Source organism: Lawsonibacter sp. LCP25S3_E2 (genome assembly GCF_052117285.1).
Lineage (GTDB): Bacteria > Bacillota > Clostridia > Oscillospirales > Oscillospiraceae > Lawsonibacter.
In genome coordinates, this window is the sequence record NZ_JBQKJL010000009.1 from 57,274 (window position 1) to 78,922 (window position 21,649).

The 21,649-nt window shown below is 57.8% G+C and carries 15 protein-coding genes; 7 read left to right on the forward strand and 8 right to left on the reverse strand.

Annotated features, from left to right (window positions below):
* Positions 1 to 155 precede the first annotated feature (155 nt).
* Complete coding sequence (locus tag ACTQ3R_RS09580) at positions 156 to 563, forward strand: bacteriohemerythrin (protein WP_441778907.1); 408 nt, start codon at positions 156 to 158, stop codon at positions 561 to 563.
* Between the two features lie 56 nt (positions 564 to 619).
* Here the strand turns inward: ACTQ3R_RS09580 and ACTQ3R_RS09585 are convergent, their stop codons facing one another.
* The 5 genes from ACTQ3R_RS09585 to ACTQ3R_RS09605 form a co-directional block, all read right to left on the reverse strand.
* Positions 620 to 2,611: a methyl-accepting chemotaxis protein gene (locus ACTQ3R_RS09585; RefSeq protein WP_441778908.1), complete on the reverse strand. Its 1,992-nt coding sequence runs from the start codon at positions 2,609 to 2,611 to the stop codon at positions 620 to 622.
* A 209-nt stretch (positions 2,612 to 2,820) separates the two neighbouring features.
* Positions 2,821 to 3,534 (reverse strand): hypothetical protein, encoded by a 714-nt coding sequence (locus ACTQ3R_RS09590; protein WP_441778909.1) that lies wholly within the window; start codon positions 3,532 to 3,534, stop codon positions 2,821 to 2,823.
* Complete coding sequence (locus ACTQ3R_RS09595; protein ID WP_441778910.1) at positions 3,531 to 5,423, reverse strand: cell division protein FtsA; 1,893 nt, start codon at positions 5,421 to 5,423, stop codon at positions 3,531 to 3,533. The genes ACTQ3R_RS09590 and ACTQ3R_RS09595 overlap by 4 nt, the downstream gene beginning before the upstream one ends.
* 45 nt (positions 5,424 to 5,468) lie before the next feature.
* The gene (locus ACTQ3R_RS09600; RefSeq protein ID WP_441778911.1) at positions 5,469 to 7,232 is read right to left on the reverse strand and encodes a methyl-accepting chemotaxis protein; all 1,764 of its coding nucleotides are present in this window, start codon (positions 7,230 to 7,232) and stop codon (positions 5,469 to 5,471) included.
* An 88-nt stretch (positions 7,233 to 7,320) separates the two neighbouring features.
* Positions 7,321 to 8,031 carry a cell division ATP-binding protein FtsE gene (locus ACTQ3R_RS09605; protein WP_441778912.1) on the reverse strand — a complete coding sequence of 237 codons (711 nt, stop codon included), beginning with the start codon at positions 8,029 to 8,031 and terminating at the stop codon, positions 7,321 to 7,323.
* Between the two features lie 71 nt (positions 8,032 to 8,102).
* Here ACTQ3R_RS09605 and ACTQ3R_RS09610 point away from each other — a divergent pair, with 71 nt between their 5' ends.
* A complete protein-coding gene (locus ACTQ3R_RS09610) occupies positions 8,103 to 8,996 on the forward strand; it encodes a C39 family peptidase (RefSeq protein WP_441792696.1) in 894 nt (297 codons plus the stop codon).
* A 52-nt stretch (positions 8,997 to 9,048) separates the two neighbouring features.
* Here ACTQ3R_RS09610 and ACTQ3R_RS09615 read toward each other — a convergent pair whose 3' ends face one another.
* Genes ACTQ3R_RS09615 through fliD form a run of 3 tightly spaced genes read right to left on the reverse strand, consistent with a single transcriptional unit; the run spans position 9,049 to position 12,510 of the window.
* Positions 9,049 to 9,459, reverse strand: a complete 411-nt coding sequence (locus ACTQ3R_RS09615; protein ID WP_441778914.1) for a hypothetical protein — start codon at positions 9,457 to 9,459, stop codon at positions 9,049 to 9,051.
* A gap of 10 nt (positions 9,460 to 9,469) precedes the next feature.
* On the reverse strand, positions 9,470 to 9,844 hold the full coding sequence (locus ACTQ3R_RS09620) for a flagellar export chaperone FliS (protein WP_441778915.1): 375 nt from the start codon (positions 9,842 to 9,844) through the stop codon (positions 9,470 to 9,472).
* Positions 9,845 to 9,873: 29 nt separating this feature from the next.
* A complete protein-coding gene (gene fliD, locus ACTQ3R_RS09625) occupies positions 9,874 to 12,510 on the reverse strand; it encodes a flagellar filament capping protein FliD (RefSeq protein ID WP_441778916.1) in 2,637 nt (878 codons plus the stop codon).
* 264 nt (positions 12,511 to 12,774) lie between these two features.
* Here fliD and ACTQ3R_RS09630 point away from each other — a divergent pair, with 264 nt between their 5' ends.
* The 5 genes from ACTQ3R_RS09630 (at position 12,775) to ACTQ3R_RS09650 (ending at position 21,631) form a co-directional block, all read left to right on the forward strand.
* Complete coding sequence (locus ACTQ3R_RS09630; RefSeq protein ID WP_441778917.1) at positions 12,775 to 13,566, forward strand: ParA family protein; 792 nt, start codon at positions 12,775 to 12,777, stop codon at positions 13,564 to 13,566.
* The gene (locus tag ACTQ3R_RS09635; RefSeq protein WP_441778918.1) at positions 13,566 to 14,885 is read left to right on the forward strand and encodes a late competence development ComFB family protein; all 1,320 of its coding nucleotides are present in this window, start codon (positions 13,566 to 13,568) and stop codon (positions 14,883 to 14,885) included. Before ACTQ3R_RS09630 ends, ACTQ3R_RS09635 begins: the two co-directional genes overlap by 1 nt.
* Before the next feature lie 243 nt (positions 14,886 to 15,128).
* Complete coding sequence (locus ACTQ3R_RS09640) at positions 15,129 to 16,226, forward strand: flagellin N-terminal helical domain-containing protein (RefSeq protein WP_441778919.1); 1,098 nt, start codon at positions 15,129 to 15,131, stop codon at positions 16,224 to 16,226.
* A gap of 241 nt (positions 16,227 to 16,467) precedes the next feature.
* Positions 16,468 to 18,588: a glycosyltransferase gene (locus ACTQ3R_RS09645; RefSeq protein WP_441778920.1), complete on the forward strand. Its 2,121-nt coding sequence runs from the start codon at positions 16,468 to 16,470 to the stop codon at positions 18,586 to 18,588.
* A 67-nt stretch (positions 18,589 to 18,655) separates the two neighbouring features.
* Positions 18,656 to 21,631, forward strand: a complete 2,976-nt coding sequence (locus ACTQ3R_RS09650) for a polysaccharide pyruvyl transferase family protein (RefSeq protein WP_441778921.1) — start codon at positions 18,656 to 18,658, stop codon at positions 21,629 to 21,631.
* The last annotated feature ends 18 nt before the right edge of the window (positions 21,632 to 21,649 follow it).

Consider the following 21,649-nt stretch of genomic DNA (forward strand, 5'->3'; position numbering starts at 1 on the left):
TGAAAAAATGCGGGGAAATTCCCCAAAGAAATTTTATTCTCTCTTATTTTTCCTCAGGTTTGGACGATATAAAGAAGGGAGAAAAATATCCTCCAAGATCAAACACAAAACGGAGAGCATCAGTCCCTCGCAGCAAAGAAAGGAGCGTTATCCCTATGCGCTATGAAGTAACACAGGATCTGGTCACTGGAAATGCCTTGATCGACTCGGAACACCGCCAGCTGTTTGCCGCGGTCAACGATCTGATGGATGCCTGCTCTCAGGGCAAGGGGCGGGATCAGATTCAGAAGACTGTGAAGTTTTTAAGTGACTATGTGGTCAAGCACTTTGGCGATGAAGAGAATCTGCAGGTGAAGAACAAGTACCCCGGCTATCAGGCCCACAAGACATTCCATGACGGCTACCGCCGCCAGCTGGCAGACAAGTCCCAGCAGCTGCTGGTCGATGGCCCCAGCATCAAGGCTCTGGGGGATCTCAATCAGGTGATCGGGGTGCTGGTCTCCCACATCCGCACCGAGGATAAGCGTCTGGCCCGCTACATCAAAGAGCAGAGCGGAACATAAGAACGATAAAAACAGCGGCAGAAGCCACGGGATAGTGGTTTCTGCCGCTGTTTTGTTTAATCCCGGAAGGAAGTGAAGTCGTCGCGCAGTGTGAAGCGGGCCACCAGCTCTTTCAAAAGCTGGGACTGGCCGGACAGCTCTTCGCTGGCGGCTGCGGACTCCTCCGCGGTGGCAGAGTTGGTCTGCACCACGCTGGAAATCTGGTCGGTACCCTCGGAGACCTGACGGATAGAGTCGGTCTCGGAGACGATATTTTCGGCCACCTGGTTCATAAGGCCGACGGCCTCCTTGACAAAGAGGACGGTCTCGTCCAGAGCCTGGCTCACCTCGTCGGTAAGGACATTGCCCCGCTCCACATTGTTCATGGAGTGTTCAATCATTTCCTTGGTCTGCTTGGCCGCCTGGTCGGACTTGGAGGCCAGGCTGCGTACCTCATCAGCCACCACGGCAAAGCCCTTGCCGGCGCTGCCGGCACGGGCCGCCTCCACGGCGGCGTTCAGAGCCAGGATATTGGTCTGGAAGGCAATGTTTTCAATGGCCGCGATGATCTGGCTGATCTCCTGATGGCCTTGGAAGATGTCGGACATGGCCTGCTTCAGCTCGCCCATCTTGTCGTTGCAGGCTGCCACTTGGGCTCCCGCCTGATTGGCCTTATCCTGGGACTGCTGGGCTGCCTTTGTGTTTTCGGCGGCCATTGTGTTGATCTCGTTAATGGTGGCCGCCAGCTCCTGGACAGAACTGGCCTGCTCAGTGGCGCCCTGTGCCAGTGCCTGGGCGCCGGAGGAGACCTGTTCAGCGCCGGAGGAGACCTGCTCGGCGGCGGTGTTGATCTGAGACATGGTATCGCTCAGACCGCGCTCCAGATCCTGAAGGGTAGACAATACTGCACTCATGTCACCCACATAGAGCGCTTGATTTTTGGAGCGGACGTTCAGATTGCCCTGGGAGATCTCCCCCAGCTGGTAGCCCATGTCTTCAATGATACCCTGAAGGACTTGGACGATTTGGCTGGTGGCATCCGTGAGCAGGCCAATCTCATCCTTGCGGTTGAACTCCGGCACAGGAGAGGTGAGGTCGCCCTCCTGCAGCAGCTGCAGGCGGTGGGCGCACTCCCGGATGGGCTTGCCCAAGCCGTTGGCGATCCGAATGGAGATCAATACAGCCAGAATCACCACTGCAGCCACCAGCACCGCGATGATCACGATGTTGCGGTAGGTGCTGCCCATAAAGTCAGAGACAGGAGCTGTGACGCCCAGGCTCCAGCCGTCGGTGCCGGAGACAGGGGCGAAGGCCAGGTACTTGGACGTACCATCGATTTGGTAGGAGCCAAAGCCGCTCTCGCCCGCACGCATCTTAGTGTGCATGGCGGCCAGGTCCTTCAGGCTGGAATCGCTTTGGGCCTCCTGCTCAATATTCTGGTTGCAGATGGTTTCCATAGTGGTGTCGGCGATGGTGTTTCCATCCTTATCCAGCATGTAGGCACCGCCATTGTCGCTGATCTTGATGGCGGACATAATGTCATTCAGGAATTCCTCGTCCGGGACAAAGTAGACCACGCCTGCGATCTGACCACCCTGAATTCCGTTTTGCCACAGCGGAGCGGCTACCATGATAGACAGTTCTCCGGTGATCTTGTTGATAGTAGGCGTCGAGATCCAGGTTTCGCCCTGGATAGCATGCTGAAAGTACTCCCGGTCCGAGTAGTTGTTACCGTCAAACAGGCTTACACCATTAGTGGACAGTACATTGCCCCGTACCATGCCATAGAAAGATACCCAGGAATCCAGCAAAGCCTGCTTCTCTTCCACAGAGACCGTGGCATCGCTGAGCTTAGGAACCATGCCGAGAGCCTCCACCGCGTTTTCGTAAGAACGCAGCTGGTAGGTGACACGCTGGGCCGTCTCAGAGGCGGTGGCGGCCATAGTTTGCTCCAAAATGCTTTGGCTGCTGGAATAACTGGCGAAGATTCCCACGCCGCCGCAGACCAGTGCGGCAATGCCAGATAGAGCCAAAAAGCAGATCAGGAGTTTTTGACGAATGCTTTTCATAATGATACTTCTCCTCCCCTATTGCTCCCCATTGCTTACGGCGAGTATAGTAATATCCATAATGGATATCGACAAGATCAGACAAAAAGTTAAAGGGAAAAATGCAAAATGTATAAAAAAAGCGGAAGGGGCTGGCCCCTCCCGCTTGCTCCGGAGAGCGTACAGAATGGAAAAAGGTGGGAAACGGCCGGAAGACCGGCCGTTTCATTTTATGATATAGGGGAGGCTTCTCCGGTGGCCCGGTCCAGCGTGTACACCTGCAGAGCAGGGACTGTAAGCAGATAGCTGCCCTGGTACTGGTGGTCGGCGGCTGCATAGACGTTCAGCAGCAGGCAGGGCTGGTCATCCAAAAAGACGGTACCTTCCTGAGGGTAGACCAAGTACTCGGACATAGAACTGCCGGCCAATCCCAGCTGGGAGGGGGACATGGCCTCCAGGAGGGCTGCGGCATCATCCAGTGTGATGGATTGATCTTCCATGGACGGGGGCATAGCGTCCGCGTCGGCCAGGGAGGGGGTGACGGAACAGGAGGTCTCCTCCCACTGGATGGTCAGCAAAAACAACTGTTCGCTGTCCTCAAGTTCCCTGGCGGCCAAAGCCTGGCCGGAGGAGGCGGTAAAGTCTGGGGCGGCGCTGGTTTCTGAGTCGGAAGCAATGGTGCACTTCTGATCCGATTTCAGGGCCTGGGTGTACTCTTTGGCGATCTCACCGCCGTTCGAAAGGCCGGAATAAACGTAGGTGAGCGTGTCGCCTTCACCAGTCTTCTCCTCAAACTGCACATTTTCCAGGGAAACCAGCGCGGTAAGGGAGGGAATGGTCTCCTCCTCTAAAGTATACTCCTGCGGCGGTTCTTTGGAGCCGCCGCAAGAGGAGAGCAGCAGCACAGCCAGAAGGGGTGCTGCCGCCTTGATCAGTTGCTTCACGGATTGTTCACCTCGTCCTCATAGCCAATGCTGACCTGATCCCCGGCCTGAAGCACCTGCTGGAACAGGCATTCCCCACCGTTGAGCCGCAGGGTCACCGGCCGTTGGAGATGCTGAAAATCAATATCGGTGCGTTCCAGAAGATCCATCACATAATAGGGAGCGCCGTCCGGCTTGGCGGGCAGGATGATGGGCTTTCCGTTGAGAAAGACCGGCATGGCGGCTGCCCGCTGGGGCGGAGGGGCTGGCACCGCCGGAGCAGCTGGGGCCGGGACCGGGGGAGCAGGGGGCTCGTCGCCCTGGACCACCACCACAAAGGCCCCGGAGGGCACCTCCTGGTCTGGGTCGGGACGAACGCCGTTGACTAAAATAGCTGCAGCGTCCAGGCGCTTGGCCAACTGGGCGGCGGTGAGACGGCAGTCCGCCCCAGCCTGAGCGGGGACAAAATCTACCACGTCGCCGGCATGGACCAGAGCAGAGGGCTGGGCCTCCTGGCCGTTGATATGCAGCTGGGCTGGTTTGGCAGGCTGACCGTGGTAAATGGTCCGGCGGCCGTCCACCTGAAGAACCAGGGGCTTTCCCGTTTTGCCCAGCAGGTCAAAGTAGGAATACCCGTTCATCATCAGCAGATCCATGGCGGACAAATCGCCGCTGCGGAAGAGCTTGGCCCGAGTGCCGTTAAGAGTGACCTGGCAGCTGTCGTTGATGAGCCCCAGGCCAGACGACACGGCAATGCCCAGGGGGGTGGTGAGCTCCGGGTCCTCCAGGGAGAGGACATCAGAGAAAGCGGAAGTCTTAAAGTGGCCGCCTGCTACCGACACCCGTCTGGGGTCCATACCCAGGGCGTCGGCTACCTTTTCCCGCAGGCCGGCCAGCTTGCTGCCGCCGCCAGCCAGAAACAGGGCAGAGGGGGCGGCACCGTTCAGGTTGACCACCTGATGGGCGATCTCCTTGGCCAGCAGCTGGGCGGCAGGTTCCAGAGCAGACTGGGCTTGCTGACAGGTACAGGTCTGCTCCTGTCCTAAAATGTCGGTAAAGGCCAGGGTATCCGTTTCGCCCAGCTGGGATTTCATCCGCTCCGCGGTGGCGTAGTCCACCAGGTATTCCTTCATAAGGGCCTCAGTGATCTCGTCTCCGGCCACCGTGGCCATGGTGTAACCCACCACGCTGCCTTCCCGGCACACGGCAATATCCGAAGTGCCAGCCCCAATGTCCACCAGACACAGGTTTAAAAGGCGCAGATCGGCGGGAATGGCGGCGTTCAGAGCGGCAATGGGCTCCAAAGTGAGACTGGCTACCTCCAGCCCTGCCTGACGCATCACGGCGTACAGGCTGTCTACCACGCCGCTGGGCAGGAAGGTAGCCACCAACTGGGCCTCCAGCCGGCGGCCGGTGTGGCCCAGAAGGGTGGCCAGGGGGTAGCCGTCCAGCGTGTACTGGGTGGCAGTGTAGCCCACCAGCAGAAGCTGCTGGCCGGAGTCGCCCTCCTCCCGGATGGCCTGCTCAGCCTCAGCCACTGCGGCAGCCTCCAGCTGGGCAATCAGGGCCTCGGTAATGGGCTCGGGGGCAGACAGCTCCCGCAGGGCGTGACCCTGCTCCGTGCGCAGAGCCCGCCCGGCGGCGGCAACATAGGCCCGTTCCAGTTTACAGCCGGCCTGCTGTTCCAGACGGGCGGTAACCGTGTGTACTGCGGCGGCCACCTGGGCGATGTCTTCAATCTGACCGTCCATCATGGCACGGTGGGTATGGAGAAGCTTTTCCATCGCCAGAACCTGAACCTTGTCCTCCACTGTTTTGGCCAGCAGCCCGATAACGCTCCGGGTTCCAATGTCCAGTGCGTAGATCAGGTCCTGGCTTTGTACGGTTGGGGGCCGTGTGGTATCTGACATCAGATCGCCAACTCCTTTCCTGAACGACGGGCGCTCTGCCCGAACTTAATACTTGCTGAAACGATTTTCATCCGCCGAGGTGCTCATTGCGGGGATAGAAGCGGCAGAGTCGGTATGGTCGGGCTCGTAGGAGAAGTTAGAGGCTCCCTTCAGACGGAACCGCTGGACCATCTGCTTCATCATGACAGCCTGAGAGGACAGCTCCTCACTGGCGGCAGCGGACTCCTCGCTGGTGGCGGAGTTGGTCTGCACCACGCTGGAGATCTGGTCCACGCCAACCGTCAGCTGCTCAATGGCTTCGGCCTCGGAGATGGTGTTCTCGGCCAGCTTATCCATGTACTCGATGGCCACGCCGGCATACTCCACCGTCTTCTTCATGTTGGCATCCACATCTTCGGCCAGCTCGCCGCCGTGCTCCACCGCGGCCAGGGAGGACTCGATGAGCTTTTTGGTCTGCTTGGCCGCGTGGTCAGACTTGGAGGCCAGGTTGCGCACTTCGTCGGCCACAACAGCAAAGCCCTTGCCGGCGCTGCCCGCACGGGCGGCCTCTACGGCGGCGTTGAGGGCCAGGATGTTGGTCTGGAAGGCGATATTCTCGATGGTCTCGATGATCTTGCCGATGTCCTTCTGCCCGGACAGGATCTCGCCCATGGCCTTGCGCATCTCCTGCATGCGGTCGTTGCTGATGCGCACCTGCTCCGCGGCCTGGTCGGCCCGCTCCTTAGCGGTCTGGGCAGTCTTGCGGTTTTCCTGGGCAGAGTTGTCCAGGTCGTTAATGGTGGCGGACAGCTCCTCCACGGCGCTGGCCTGCTCGGTAGAGCCCTGGGCCAGGGCCTGGGAGCCGGTAGACACCTGGTCGGCGCCGGCAGCCACCTGATCGGCGGCCTGCAGGATGCTGCCCATGGTGTCATTCAGCTGCTCCAGCAGATACTCAATGTTCTCCTTGATGGGGGAGAGCTCACCGGGGTAGTCCTGGCTGACAGAGCAGGACAGATCGCCGTCGGCCAGATGCTTGGTCACAGAAACAATGTCCTCGATGGCATTGTGCAGCACCTGCTGGGAGGTACGCACGGCGTTGCAGATGCCGCCGATCTCATCCTTGGCTTCATAGTCCAGAGCATAGGACAGGTTGCCCTGGCTGAAGGCCACCACAGCTTCCTCGGTCTTGCGCAGAGGAACCACGATGGAACGTACCACATACATGTTCAGGGACAGGCCCACAACAAAGCTGATTACCACGATGACGATCAGAATCACGATGTCACGGGTGGTACGGCTTTGCAGCGCACCAATCTGCTGGAGGCTCAAATCGTCCAGCTGGGCGATCAGGGTCTCACCGGTGGAAACCGCCTGATTGAGCTTGGGAGAGCACTGGTTCTGGATCAGCTGATTGGCCTGGGCGGAGTCGCCGGTCTGAAGGGCCTGGGAGATGTCTGCAAAAACAGACTCCCAATCCTGGATCTCCTGGATATACTGGTTGGACAGGCTGTTGAGGTCAGTGCCCAGATCGTGCGACTGGATATCCTTCATGGTGTTATCCAGCGCTGTGACGGAAGACTCGATCTGGTCCATGGTGGAAGCGCTGTAACCGAACAGGGCCATGTCACGCAGCTGGCGGGCAATAGAGTTGACCAGGATTTCACTCTCCTGCACGGAGCTGGTCACATCCACCTGACTGTCCAGGATATCATCGTAGCTGTTGCGGGTGCTGCTGATCGTCCGAATAGAAAGGACGATCAACAACAGGGACAGCAGCAGCGTGATGCCCACGGAAATCAACATTTTGGTTCCGACTCGTTTGTTTCTCATTGTGTGGTTCCTCCCGATTGCTATCATTTTTTGTTGCTATAATAAAATCCTGACTGAAGATTCAGACGGGATGCTGTGGAACAAAGACTTAGACCACGTCGCCGTAGCGGCCCTTTTGTACGTCACCCAGAATGGCTCCGTCCACCAGGGTAATGACACGGCGGCGCATAAGGTTCACAAATTTTTTCGCATGGGACGCCATGATGACAGTGACACCATGGTGATTGAGTTCTGATAAGAACAAGAACATATCCCAGGCAGTGTCCTCATCCAGATTGGCCGTGAGCTCATCCAGCACTAAAATGTCCGGATTGTTGATGATGGCCCGAGCCAGCTCTACCCGGCGGCACTCTCCCATGGACAGCTCCACAGGATAGCGGTCGGCGGCATTGCCCATGCCCACCATGTTCAGTGCCTTCTGCACCCGCTTATCGGGAGCCATCTGGATCCGGTCCCGCCCCAACAGAGCGACAGTGGACAGGTTTTCCTGAATGGTCCGCTTCCGGATGAGGGAAGGGAACTGGGGGACATAACCAAAACGCAGGCGTCGGTTTTGGCGCTGGCGCTGGGACAGGCGGTTGACATTGACACCATCCAAACAGACCTTTCCCTGAGAGGGCTGGGTCTCGTAGGCGATGAGCTGCAGCAGGGTGCTCTTTCCCGCGCCGCTGCTGCCGGTAATAAAAACGAACTCCCCCTGCTCAATGGTGAGATCCACCGAGCGGATAGCGTGTACTACCCGCTGATCGGCAGTTTGGGTGTAGTCCTTACCGGCCCCTTCCAAACAAATCAGTGCCATAGATTGATTGCTCCTTGTATACAAACACGAAAAAATTTGCTATAATCACGTTCACGACACAAAAAGGTGGCATGAGAAGGTTGAGTGGGGGAAAAAGGCCAAAAAAGAAATACAGGTATGTGCTGGGGGTGTTCCTGCTGGCCCTGGTGTGTGTGGCCGGAGTGGAGCTGGCCGTGTGCCGGGTTATGGAACCGGCCCTATTTCAGCGCATCACCCAGCCGGTTGTTCAGCTGGCCCACGGGGTGTGGGCGCGGGGACAGGACCTGGCCCGGCAGGTGCAAAGCGCCGCGGAGAGCCGCCGGCAGCAGGAGCAGCAACAGCAGGCTGCCCTGGTCAGCCAGGAGATCCAGGAACCCCAGGAGGACCTGGAAAGTCTGGTCCAGGACCCGGAAATCACCCAATTTTCCTCCCGCCTGGGGCAGGAGGTGCTCACTGGCGGAGTGGTGGAGCTGGCCTACTTCAATCAGAGTGAGGAGCCCTGGGCCAGCTCGGCCTTCGGCCCGGATCGGATGGAGGGCTTTGGCTGCGGCCCCACCGCCATGTCCATGGTGGTCTCCACCCTGAGCGGCCAGGTGGTGGACCCGGCTGCGATGGCACAGCTTGCGGCCCAGCAGGGCTACTGTGCTCCGGGCAGCGGTTCCTATCTGTCCATAGTGGAGGGAATGGCCCAGCACTTCGGGCTGACCGCTCAGTCCTGCGGTGAGATTTCCCCAGAGGAACTGTGCCAGAGGTTGGCCACAGGCCAGGTGATGGTGGCCCTGATGGGACCAGGGCACTTTACCACGGGGGGGCACTTTATCGTGCTCCGGGGGGCGACCCTCACCGGACAGGTGCTGGTAGCCGACCCCAATAGCCGGGAACGCAGCCTGGCCCTGTGGGAGCCTCAGCTTATTTTGGATGAACTGTCCGCCAGCCGCACGGACGGCGCACCCCTTTGGTGCTTTGATGCCCTGGGCGGCGGATGAAACGGGGAGTGCCCCCTGTCGATGTTAAGACGGCAGGGGGCGTTTTTTTGCGCTATTTCCGTTTCTTGCTGTAAAAGGAATGGGAACCGCCCAGGCGACTGCTGACCGCCTGATCTGCCTGGCGAACCCGCTCCAGAACCGTCCGGTTGCGCTGGGCCTGCTTGAGCAGGGCCTGTGCGGCGGGGGTAGGGGCCTGGCCGGAAAAAAGACCGGAATTGAGCTGGGTGAGCAGTTTGGCATCCTCCGGCGAAAGCTGTGCGCACTGCCGGTTGAGCATGGCCTGGTAGCTGGTGAGCCGCTGAATTTCCTCCAAGCGCATGGAGAGGAACATCCGCACCGAAACCTGGTCCTGACGGCTCACCGCCTGAGACAGCTCATCGGTGAGCTCGATCACCTCGTTAAGGGAGGTGTACATCTTGCGCTGGATTGCGGTGGAGGCGGCGTAATCCTGATCCCTGATCATGGTGGCCTCCTTATCGGGTCGAGGTGTTTTTGTCAGCGGTGCGGAAACTCTCCCGCAGCTCGCTGACCATGCGCTTGACCCGCTCCAGTTCGGTTTTGTTCCGGCCGCTTTTTACCCGGCTGAGTTCATAGCAGAAGAACTCATACAGGCGGGTGAGCTGCTGGCTGATCTCGTATTGCCGGTCCAGTGTGTCGTCCAGGTAGTGGATAATCTGAACGGCGCGGTCTACCGCCGACTCAAAGGTGGGATAGTCCTCTTTCGCCAGAGCCAGCTCCGCCTGGGTCAGACGCTTGACCAGCTCATCATAGACCAGCAGCAGCAGCTCGCCGGAGGTCATCGTGTTGATAGAATCCTCCCGATAGTGCTGGTAACCTCGCATATCCATAAAAGGTGCGTTCCTTTCCGTTCCAGACGTTAGCCGCCCATGAGGCCGGCCAGAGCCGAACTCTGGGAGTTCATCTGGTTCATCAGCAGCTCCAGCTGAGTGAATTTGTTGGTGTAGTAGTCCACTTGATTGGACATCTTCTCCTGCCACTTGGAGATCTCCTTCTCCACATCATTCATCTGGTTGAGAATGGTGTTGTCCAGAGCGGCGGTGGGAGAGTACTTGGAGCCGGCCTTCTCGATGAGAATACCCTTGGGGTCGCCGGTGGTGGCGGCGTAGCGGTCGGTGATGGATTTCAGAGTGGTCATCAGGCCATCGGTGGCTGCACCGTCCTCCTTGGACTTGGTGAAAGCCTCCTGCACCTTGTCCGGGTCGCTCTCCAGAGCCTCCCGGAAGGCCTTCTCATCAAAGGTGAGGGTGGTCAGGCCGTCGGAGTAGGAGGTGCTGATGCCAATGGAGCGAAGGGTAGCTCCATCCGCTCCGCTGGCAGAGATGGCGCTGCGCAGGTTGTTATACAGAGAGGACAGGTCCCTGTCCATGAAGAGGATGCCGGTTTTGGCTTTCTCTTCATAGTTCTCAATGGCCGACTCACTCATGTCCTCCATGTCCTCGTCGGTGAGGGGAGCATAGGAAGAACCGTCAGATTTCTGCAGGGGCATGTCGGAGTAGGCGCTCTTGACCTCTTTGATGATGGTGTTCAGGTCCTCCACCATCTTTTTTACCGCGTCCACAATGGTGTCCGCATCGGTTTTGCTGGTAAAGGAAACGGTGTCGACCGGGGTTTCCGTCTGCGTGTCGTCAGCGCCGGTTTCCTTGTTCACCATAGTTTTTCCATCCTGGCCCAAGGTGGCTTTTTCGTTAAAGGTACCGCTGACGGTGACCTTCATGCCGTCCAGGTCCACGGTGTTGGAGGAGCGGACCAACTCCATGTTCTGCCCATTGATGGTGACGTTGATCAGCGCGTCCTTGCCGGCCTCGTAGGAGCCGGTCTTGTCGCTGGTGGCAGGTTTTTGGTTGTTGGGGTCTTCCGCCTCCTGCACAGTGGCGCCGAAGAGAACAGCGCCCAAACCGCCGGTTTTAATATCCACCCGGCCGGCAGAGCCGGTGTCCTTGGCAGTGAACACAAACTCACCGGAGGTCTTGGAGTAGGTTACGTTCACCCCGACCTCAGTATTGTTGTTGATGCCATTGATAATGGTGTTCATCTCGGTGTCCCGTGTATAGGAACCGATTTTCACATCGTTGATGATGAGGTCATAGCTGTACAGCACCTTGCCGTCCTTGCCCAGACGTTCGTTGTTGGCATTGACCGCGTTGCCGTCCGCATCGACGTAGCCGATGATTTTACCGTCCTCATCCTTCTGCTCGATGGCCTTGTCGCCGCTGCCTTTGACAATGGTGCCATTTTCCCAATTGAAACCCTTCCCCAGGTTCAGCTCACCCAAGGTTTTGTTGGTGTCCAGATAGCTGGTCAGCCCAGAGCCGATGCCCAGCACATCCCCCACATCAGAGGTGGAAGCGGTCACGGAGAAGGTGGAGTTTTTCACAGACGGGTCCATGGTGAAGGAAATGCCGTCTTTATCAAAGGTGGCACTGACCTTGTTCACTACGTTGTCGCCATTCTTTACTGTACCAAAGGCGTTCTTCAGTTCCTCATTGAGGGTGGCTTCAAAGTCAGAAACCTTGGAAATGTCCTTGAACTTATCCAGGCTGATGGTCTTGCTCTTGCCGTCCATGGAGACCGTAAGGGTCTGACCGGCAAGAAATTCGCCCAGAGAGATATCGCTGGTTGCACCCTCAGAAAGCTTCAGGGAGACCTCACTTTTTCCATCGCCCAGATCGCCTACCAACTCGCCCAGATCGCCCGTGGCACCGGTGATGCTCACCTTGTTGCCCGCATTTTTCTTGTCAGAGACAGAGATGGAGATATTGCCGTTGCCATCATCCTTGACTTCCACGCCAATGTACTTGTCCGCGGTGCCGGAGCTGCCGCTGGTGGAGATCTGCTGCTCGCTGAGCTTTTCCGTAATGGCTTTCTCAAGCGCATCGGTGCTGAACTTGCCGTTCTCGTCCGTAAAAAGCTCCCGCTGGCCCAGATCAATGGAGACGGTCTTGGTGCCGTAGGTGAAGCTCATGGAACCGGCCAGATTACTTACGGTTACCGTGTCGTCATCGTTGACCTTCATGGAGCCGCCGGTGATGGTTGTGACACCATTCTCAGTAGACACACTGCCGTTGAGATCATCGGCGGAGACGCTGTATCGGGCAGCGGTGGCCAGCTGGCGCACTGCGTTCAGTATCACCGAGCTGCTGGTCTTGCCGGAGGCAGTGACCAGATTGGCATAGGTGCCGTTGGTAGTGGTTTTTACGGCGTTGTTGAAGAAGTTAGAGCTCAGTAAGTTAGTATTGGAATAGATATAGGAGGAGTAGTTCCGGTCAAACTCCACCAGTTTGTCGGAGAGACTTTGGATGGCCTCCTGCTGCCACTGAAGCTTGGTGTTTTTTTGCTGGAGGGACTGAATCTTTTGCTGATAGCTCTGCACCACGCCGGAGATCAATTCTTCCGTGTCCATACCGCTTGCCAAACCGGAAATGATGTTATAGGTGCGGTTTCCGTAAACACTGGAGGAAGAGCTGGAACTGGACAGGCTACTTATGGATGCCATAATTTCACACTCCCTTTCTATCAGAATTGAGCGTAAGAGAAGAAACGTTCCGTAAACATGTGCCCCGCAGGCGTCTTGTTGACAAAAAATAGCCTTTTGAGTACAATGGCCAGGAAGGTATCCGCATGTTCTCTCATCATTATATATCGTCCGCTGCGGCAAAAGATTAAGTGCTCTTTCCTGCTTTTTCTAATTCTTTATATGAATTTTATGGAAATATACAGGGAAAGCGCTCCGCCGGACCGATAGAAACGGAGGATCTCTATGTCAGCATTTATGATCGCCGTCACCAATCAAAAGGGCGGCGTGGGCAAGACGACCACGTCGGCGGCTCTGCTGGCCAGCCTGCACAACCGGGGTGCACGGGTGCTGGGGGTAGATCTGGACCCCCAGGGCAGCCTGGGATTCAGCCTGGGGCTGGATATTGAGCGCTGTGCCACCATTTACGATGTGTTTCGGGGGGAACTGGAGCCCCAGGCGGCCATTTCCCATACCGAGACCTGCGACCTGCTGCCCTCCAATATTCTGCTGGCGGGAGCGGAGCTGGAGTTTAACCGCCCCGGCCGAGAGTTCATGCTGAAAACAGCTCTGTCCAAGGTGGAACAGGACTATGACTTTATCATTGTCGATACCCCGCCCGCTTTGAATCTGCTCACCGTCAATGCCTATGTGGCGGTGGACAAGCTGATTATTCCCATGGCGCCCGAGGTGCTCAGCCTGTTGGGAGTCTCTCAGATCAAGGAGACCATCCACAGCGTGCAGGAGTATTACAACTCCCGCCTGCAGGTGTTGGGGATCCTGCTCAACCGGTATAACGCCCGCTTCAACCTGAACCGGGAGGTGTTGGAGCTGGCGGCCCAGATTGCCCAGCAGCTGGACACGGTGGTCTTTGATGCCAAGGTCCGGGGCAGCGTGTCGGTGGCAGAGGCCCCCGCCCACGGCCTGAGCGTGGTAGACTATGCTCCGACTTCTAAGCCGGCCAGGGATTTTGAGCAGCTGTGTGACCAAGTGGCGGGGCCCCGTTTCCCACGTGCTGAGAGAGGAGGACGGGGCTGATGGCATCCAGGAAGAACAGCCGCACCAGTAAGACGGACCATGTGCTCAGTCTGCTCTCCGGCGGCGGCCAGGAGGAGACCCACACCCCGGCCGCCCAGCCAGAGCCCCAAGAGGCTGATTCCGCGCCCAAGGCTGCTCAGCCTGCCCCTCAGGCGGAGGAGAAGCCTCAGGATACACAGCAGGCTCCTCAGACGCCGCCGAAGAAGCGCAAAAACACCAACAGCCGAAAAAAGCCTGCCCAGACGGAGCCAACTACGGACGAGCCCATTATTGCACCGCTGCCGGCACGGCGGGAGGGGGAGCGGTTGGCTGCCCCCATTCTACAGGTGGCCCGCATCAACAACGAGGCCCTGTCTGAGACTATCCGGGACGCCCTGTCCCAGGCCCTGGAGGAGGAATTGGCTCAGCCGGAGCCAGAACCCCAGCCCGAGACCATCCTGGCCCCCATCCCGAAGAAGGAGGAGCCCGAGCCGGAACCCGCCCCTGCCCCGGAACCTGCCTCTACCTCCGGCGGAGGAAAGATGAGCCAGGAGGAGATTGAGCAGCTGCTGCGGAATATGGCAGCGCCCGAGCCGGAGCCGGAACCCAAGCCGGACCTGGAACCTGCCCCTGCCCCAGAACCTGCCCCCACCTCCAGCGGAGGAAAGATGAGCCAGGAGGAGATTGAGCAGCTGCTGCGGAGCATGGCAGCGCCCGAGCCGGAGCCGGAACCTGCCCCTGCCCCAGAACCTGCCGCCACCTCCGGCGGAGGAAAGATGAGCCAGGAGGAGATTGAGCAGCTGCTGCGGAACATGGCAGCACCTAAGGCGGAACCCGAGCCCGAGCCGGAGCCCGCCCCTGCCCCGGAACCTGCCGCCACCTCCGGCGGAGGAAAGATGAGCCAGGAGGAGATTGAGCAGCTGCTGCGGAACATGGCAGCCCCCAACGAGGAACCGGAACCCGAGCCAGAACCGGAGCCTTCCCCTGCTCCGGAGCCTGAGCCGGAACCCATCTCCGAACCGGAGGCGCCCTTCGCCCCCCGGCAGACCCGGCTTCCTGACGGGGCGGTATGTATGAATGTGATGGAGATTTTGGTGGACGAGCGGCTGGAGCGGTATGTCAAAATGTTTGGCTTGTGTGACTGTCCCCGCTGCCTGGCAGATGCACGGGCCCTGGCCCTCACCAAGCTGCCCCCCAAGTATGTGGTGCTGGCGGACATGGCCGCCACCCCTATGCTCAGCCTGTACCGGGCCAAGTTCGAGTCCCAGGTGATTGCCCAGGTGATCCAGGCCTGCAAGACCGTGATGGAGTCCCCACGGCATACCGGAACGAACGAATAACGAAGCAAACCTCCTTTCCCCACCTGCCTTAATCGACAGGTGGGGAAAATTTTTTTAAAAAATTTATTCTGGGGCTTAATTTTCCGGAAAAGTGGCCGAAAAGACCAGTGAAGGGATTTGAGGCCGCGGCCTTGCTCCCTTAACCAGTGTTTCGATGCCCCGGAAGGCCTGCGGGTGCGGACGGACACACAGCAAGGGCAAGAAGGAACTTGCCCCAGCCAAATTTTCAAGGAGGAATTTTTTATGCGTATTCAGCACAACATCATGGCTATGAACGCCTACCGCAACTATTCCAACAACACCAGCGCTCTGTCCAAGAACCTGGAGAAGCTGTCTTCCGGCTACAAGATCAACCGCGCCGGCGACGACGCTGCTGGCCTGGCCATCAGCGAGAAGATGCGTGCCCAGATCACCGGCCTGGAGACCGCTCAGAAGAACGCCAAGGACGGTATCTCCCTGGTGCAGACCGCTGAGGGCGCCCTGACCGAGGTCCACGACATGCTCAACCGTATGGCGGAGCTGGCCGACCAGTCCGCCAACGGCACCTATGACGACCAGACCGACCGTGACAACCTGCAGAAGGAGTTTACCGAGCTGACCAAGGAGATCGACCGTATCGCCGACAGCTCCAACTTCAACGGCATCAACCTGCTGGACGGCTCCATGGAGAGCGGCGCTACTGTGGATCTGGGCAGCAAGATTTCCGGTACCATTGGCGGCAAGGCCATTACTGCCGGCACCACCATTAACCTGAAGTCTGGCTGGGCTAAGGGCGACAGCGTTACCATTAACGGCAAGACTTATACCTATGTGACCCAGAATGCTTCCGCTACCGTCGGCACCTTCACCGGCTTTGATAGTCTGAAGAAGGCCGTGTCGGCCCTCGATAAGGATGTCACTATTGGAGGCACTTCTGCAAAGGCTACCTTTACCAAGACGGGCGAGAGCCTGACCCTGCAGATCGGCGACACCAGCGACAAGTACAACCAGCTTGATGTTGACATCAAGGATATGCACGCTAAGAAGCTGGGCCTGGATAAGATCAAGATCAGCGACCAGAAGAGCGCTCAGGACGCTGTGGATGTGATCAAGAAGGCCATCAACGATGTGTCCTCTGTCCGTGGTACTCTGGGCGCCACCCAGAACCGTCTGGACCACACCATCAACAACCTGTCCGTCATGACCGAGAACATTCAGGACGCTGAGTCCACCATCCGCGACACCGACGTGGCCGACGAGATGATGGCCTACACCAAGAACAACATCCTGGTGCAGTCCGCTCAGGCCATGCTGGCTCAGGCCAACCAGGTGCCCCAGGGCGTGCTGCAGCTGCTGCAGTAAGACGATTTGCCGCATAGCGGAGAAAGCTGCTTGCATGCACAGGCAGCCTGAATCGTTAACATGCGAAGCACGGAATGGGCGAACGCCCAGCGGTGCTCTGCCAGGTGGAAACCGAGGGGCCGGTTCTTCGGAACCGGCCCCTTTTTAAATCAAAAACGGCCGCCAGATATCTTCGCCCCGCTGTGATCGGGAGGGCCGGGATATGTGCCGGCTACTTAATTCAGGGAAAAGGTGTGTTTGAATGATGGAAAGACCGTTGCTTTCAATCGGCATGATTGTCAAAAATGAGATCCGCTGCATTGAGAAATGTCTCCAGGCCCTCCAGCCCCTGCGGGATGCGGTGCCCTGCCAGCTGGTGATTGCCGACACCGGCTCTACCGACGGTACCCGAGAGGTGGCCGAGCGGTACGCTGACGTTTGCTTTGACTTTCCATGGACGGGAGATTTTTCCCAGGCCCGGAACGCGGTGATGGACCGCTGCACGGGCAAGTGGTATCTGACGGTGGACGCGGATGAGTATCTGGTTCCGGACCTGAGGGAGATCAAAGAGTTCCTGTGGGCGAAGCGCCCCAAAAATTTGCTGATGGCCTTTGTCATTCAGCGCAACTACCGGGATGTGGACATGGAAGGGCGGTACAGTGACTTTCCTGCCCCGCGCATGCTGTGGATGGACAGTGGCCTGCGTTACGAGGGTTCCATCCACGAGAGCTGGATGTTGCCGGCCAATGCGGATACAAAAATTTTAGGCAAGACCATTCTCGATCACGACGGGTATGCGTTTCAGAAGCCGGAGCAGGCAAAACAGAAGGCGGAACGGAATATGAAGCTCCTCCGGGCGGAACTGGAGAAGGACCCGGGGAACCTGCGGCGGCTGAATCAGTGCGTGGAGTCTGCGGTTTGCTTTCCTCAGGAGTGCATGGGCTATCTCCAGCGGGCCATGGACGGCTTTATGGCCCAGCCAGAGTTGGTCATGGCACCTTTTGGTCAGCCTCTGTGCCGGACGGCGCTGCAGACGGCTCTGATGGACCGTCTGCCCCAGGCCCGCGCCTGGCTGGCCTGGACCGAGGAGCACATGGCCCGGAGCGCCTATTTCCAGGTGGATGTGGCCTTTTGCGCGGCGCTATACTTTCGAAATGAGAGAGAGTATGAGACCGCGCTGAGTTGGGCGGACCGCTACCTTAAGGACCAGGAGAAGTGGAGCCGGCAGCGGCTTACCTTGCTGCGGGAAACCAGCGCATCTTCCCTTAATCTCTTTGGGGAGGAGGATCGGCGGCGCATTCTGTGTGTCAAGGCGGAATGCCTGGGCCAGCTGGGCCGGGAGGAGGAGGCCCTAGAGCTGCTTCTGCCCCTGGAGGCGAAGGAACTGGATCTGGCCGCCTCCCTGACCTACCTGGAGGCCATGGACTGCCTGCGGGACAATCCCCAGGCCCAGGCGCGGATGGCCCAGGTGCTGCCCCCCATCCTTACCGCACCGGAGGAAGAGGACAATAAGGCGGAAAAGCGCCGCCGGGAGAAGCGGAACAACTGGCTGTTGATGCTCAACGACCGGTTTCGGGAAAAGCCGGAAGAGGGAGAGGAGGCCGAACACTGGCTGGAGGGCCGGTGGCACCTCTTCCGGGAGGTTCCCTGCGAGCTGGGTTGGGCCGCCCGGCTCATGGACGCCGACGCAGAGGAGGGACAGGCCCTGGTGGAGCAGATGGAGGAGTGGGATATGGTGCCCGCCCGAGCCATCTGCCGGGCGGTGGAGCTGATGATCCCTCTGCCGGACTCCTTCTACCGCCGTAAGGGAGAGAGCAACCGGGACACCGCCGCCGCCCTGGCAGACCCCAAGAAACCGGAGTTTATTGACACACTGCTGGACTGGATGGATTACTGTGACTTTACTGTCTCCATGTCCCGGTTCCAGTTCCAGTTTGACTTGACCATGGCGGCCCTGCGGGCGGAGGATTGGCGCGATGACAAACGTGCCCATCGGCTGTGTAAGCTGTTTCTCGATTTAGCGGCAGACTATCTGCCCAACTATTACAGTTCCGCCTTGCTGGAGAGCGAGGAGGACTGGAACGCCCTGCCTGGCATGCACCAGTATGCGCTGCAGCTGCTGAAGGGGAAGACGGCCTGGGAGAGCGGAGATGAGTTGGGCTGGGTCCGTGCCCTGCGTCAGGCGCTGAAGGCTGCCCCGGCCATGAAGAAGATGGTGGATTTTCTGCGTCAGAATCCGCCCAAGTCGGCTGCGCAGATCCAGCTGGAGGAGCTGGCACGGAAGGTGCAAACCGTCCTAGCCCAGTATGCCCCGGACGATCCGGCGGTGCTTGCCCTGAAACAGAGTGATGCTTACCGGAAGGTAGCCCATCTGCTGGAGTGAGCGGAGAAACAGGCTGGACGGAAGAAAGCCTGCCCGCTCCCATATAAACCGGAAGGAGGACTTCACTATGGATATGGTCAGCGTTGTTGTGCTATCCGATGGTGACGAACACAAGCTGGCGCTTACGCTGGACAGCCTGCTGTGCCAGAACTATAAGCAGACAGAAATTATTGTGGTGGAACGTCTGGGCCCCTCCAACGTCCCCGCCTGTCCCATGGGAGCGTGTGAGCAGCTGCAGTACCTTGCCCTGCCGGCGGGGTGGAGCAGGGGGGCGTGCCTCAACGCGGCCGCCCGGCTGATTCGGGGGGAGTATGTGGTTTTCCTCCGGGCCGGGGCCGTGGTGTATCCCACCTGGCTGTCCGTGGCTGTGCGTACCCTGGGGGGTTCGTTTAAGCCCGGCTGGTGTTACACCAGGGCAGGAATCCGGGGAAGAGAGGGGTGCTTGCCGCCCAAGGACTGGCCCGACTTTAAGACAGAGGGAGAGATTTTCCTCGACCTAATAACAGAGTGGGGAGTTTCCCTTCAGTCCGTGGTGATGACACGGGAACAGCTGCGCCGCTTGGGAACCTTTGACGAGGATTTGACTGACATGGTGGAGGAGGAATTTCTCCTGCGCCTGGCGCTGAATACGCCTGCCAAGTACAGCCACACAAAAATGGTGGAAATCGAGCCGCCTCAGCTTCATACACCCCAGGCGCTGGTGTCCCGCTGCTACTTTATGAGCGAGTTTTTAGCGCCCCTGGAGCAGTCGGGAGTGGGAGATGAGGTGCTGGAGCGGCTTTTAGGGGATATCGATGACGCCGATGCCTGGGAAGCGACGGAAGGTTATCTGTCCATTTTAGCGGAACACCCCATGTACCAGCGCTGTATAGCCGACTATCAGGCCCAAAAATATCCCCAGCGGGAGATCGTGACGGCAGAGACACCAGATGTCTCCGGAGTGGTGGACTGCGTGGGCTGTGGCAGCTGCCAGGGGAAGTGCCCCACCGGTGCGATCTCCATGGAACTGAATGAGGAGGGCTTTTTGTATCCCAAGGTGGACAATAGCCTTTGTACTCGGTGCGGCCTGTGTCTGAAGGTGTGCCCCACTCAGCGGGAGCTGCCCTCTGTCCCCGTACCCACTGCCTGCTATGCGCTGCAGGCGGCAGACGACGTGCGCATGAAAGCGTCTTCCGGCGGGGTGTTTCCGCTGCTGGCCCAGGTGATTCTGGAGGACGGGGGCTATGTGGCCGGCGCGGTGTTTGATCCAAACTTTGAAGTCCATCATATTGTCAGCAACCGCCCTGAGGACATCCGGGCTATGCAGACGTCCAAGTATGTGCAAAGCCGTACTGCGGAGGTCTATCCCAAAGTGGAGCAGCTTCTGCAGGAAGGAAAGGTTGTGCTGTTTACCGGTACTGCCTGCCAGGTGGCGGGCCTGTCTGCCTTTTTGGGAAGAGAGTATGACAACCTGTATACGATGGACGTAGTCTGCCACGGGGTTCCGTCTCCCGGTGTATTTGCCCATTATTTGGAAGAGTTTAGACAGCGGGGCGGACCGATTACCGAAGTGAATTTCCGTAAAAAGGAACTGTTTGGATGGAAGGCAAGTTTGTACATCCAAACGGAATCTGGACAGACCAACCTGACAGGACAGAGCGATTGGTATATGGTTTGTTTCCAGTCAGATTGGATTTTGCGGGAAAGCTGCTATCATTGCCAGTTTAAGGGGATGAAATACAGCGATTTAACTGTGGCTGACTTTTGGGGTATTCAGGCGTTGAATCCCGCGTTTGAAGATGGAAAGGGTTCCTCTTATCTGACCGCCAATACGGAAAAGGGGAAACGCCTGTACCGTAGAATCGAAGGTTATCTGAAAAAAACAAGAGAATTTGGGCGGGAGAGTAAGGAAGTACTCTGTGCTGCAAATCCCTCCATCCGAACCAGCGTCGCAAAGCCCAAATTTCGCGATCTCTTTTTCAAAGCGTGGCGGGAAAACCCTGCCGTTTTGTCCGATGTATTGGTACGTGCCTATCGGATGCTGCATTTTGATATTGGCCTTGTTTTGTTCTGGGGACCGAATCACGGAAATGCACTGACCAATTATGCGCTTTATAAAACGCTGGCAAAAAACCATTCAGTTCTCGCCATAGACAATGCGGTAACTTCTCCGCCTGGGCGGTTCCTTGCGTTTGCAAAAGAGAACTATGTATGCAGCTCGGATTATTTCCCTGCCAATGCTCCGAAGATTATTGAGCAGTGCTGCAGTACGTTGGTAGTCGGCTCGGACCAGGTGTGGAATCGCCGCTTCTTCCAGGAAGGATTGAAATATTTCCAGCTGGATTTCGCGGGAGATGGGATTCGTAAAATTGCTTACGGAGCTTCCTTTGGGGCCAGAGAGTTTATTCCCCCGGCAGAGGAATATGCGCCGTTCTACAAACGCTTCGAAAAAATTGGGGTACGGGAACGCTTTGGTGTGGACGTTTGTAAAAAGCAATATGGTGTGGATGCGGACTTCGTATTGGACCCTGTGTTCCTGCTGGACGTGAAAGAATACGAGGAACTGGCCGAGCGTTCGAAGCGCGAAGAAAAAGAGCCGTTTATTTTTTCCTATATTTTCTTCCCGAATGAACAGTTTATGGAGTTTCGCAAAGAAATCCAAAAGCGCCTGGGCGGCATAAAGATCATCAGTGCGACGCAGGCGAACTGGGAGACAAGAGATGACCTGCGCCATGCCTTTGAGTTTGAAAACATGCGGAAAAATATTACTGTGGAAGATTGGCTGTATTATATTAAACATGCGGAATTTATCATTACGGATTCCTTCCATGCCACTTGTTTTTCTATGTTTTTCAAGAAAAAATTTGCGGCGATCCCCCATGCTGTGTCAGACCGGTTTACGACTTTAAGTAAATTAGGAGATGCTGGCAACCATATTAGCACACAACTCACCGAAGCATTTTTGACAGAATGTTTAAAGCCGTTGGATTATGATAAAATTCGCGAAGAGTTGAAGCTGGAGCGGGAACGTTCCCGCAAATGGCTGGAGGATGCGCTGAGTTAAACTGGTATGCAACGGGGC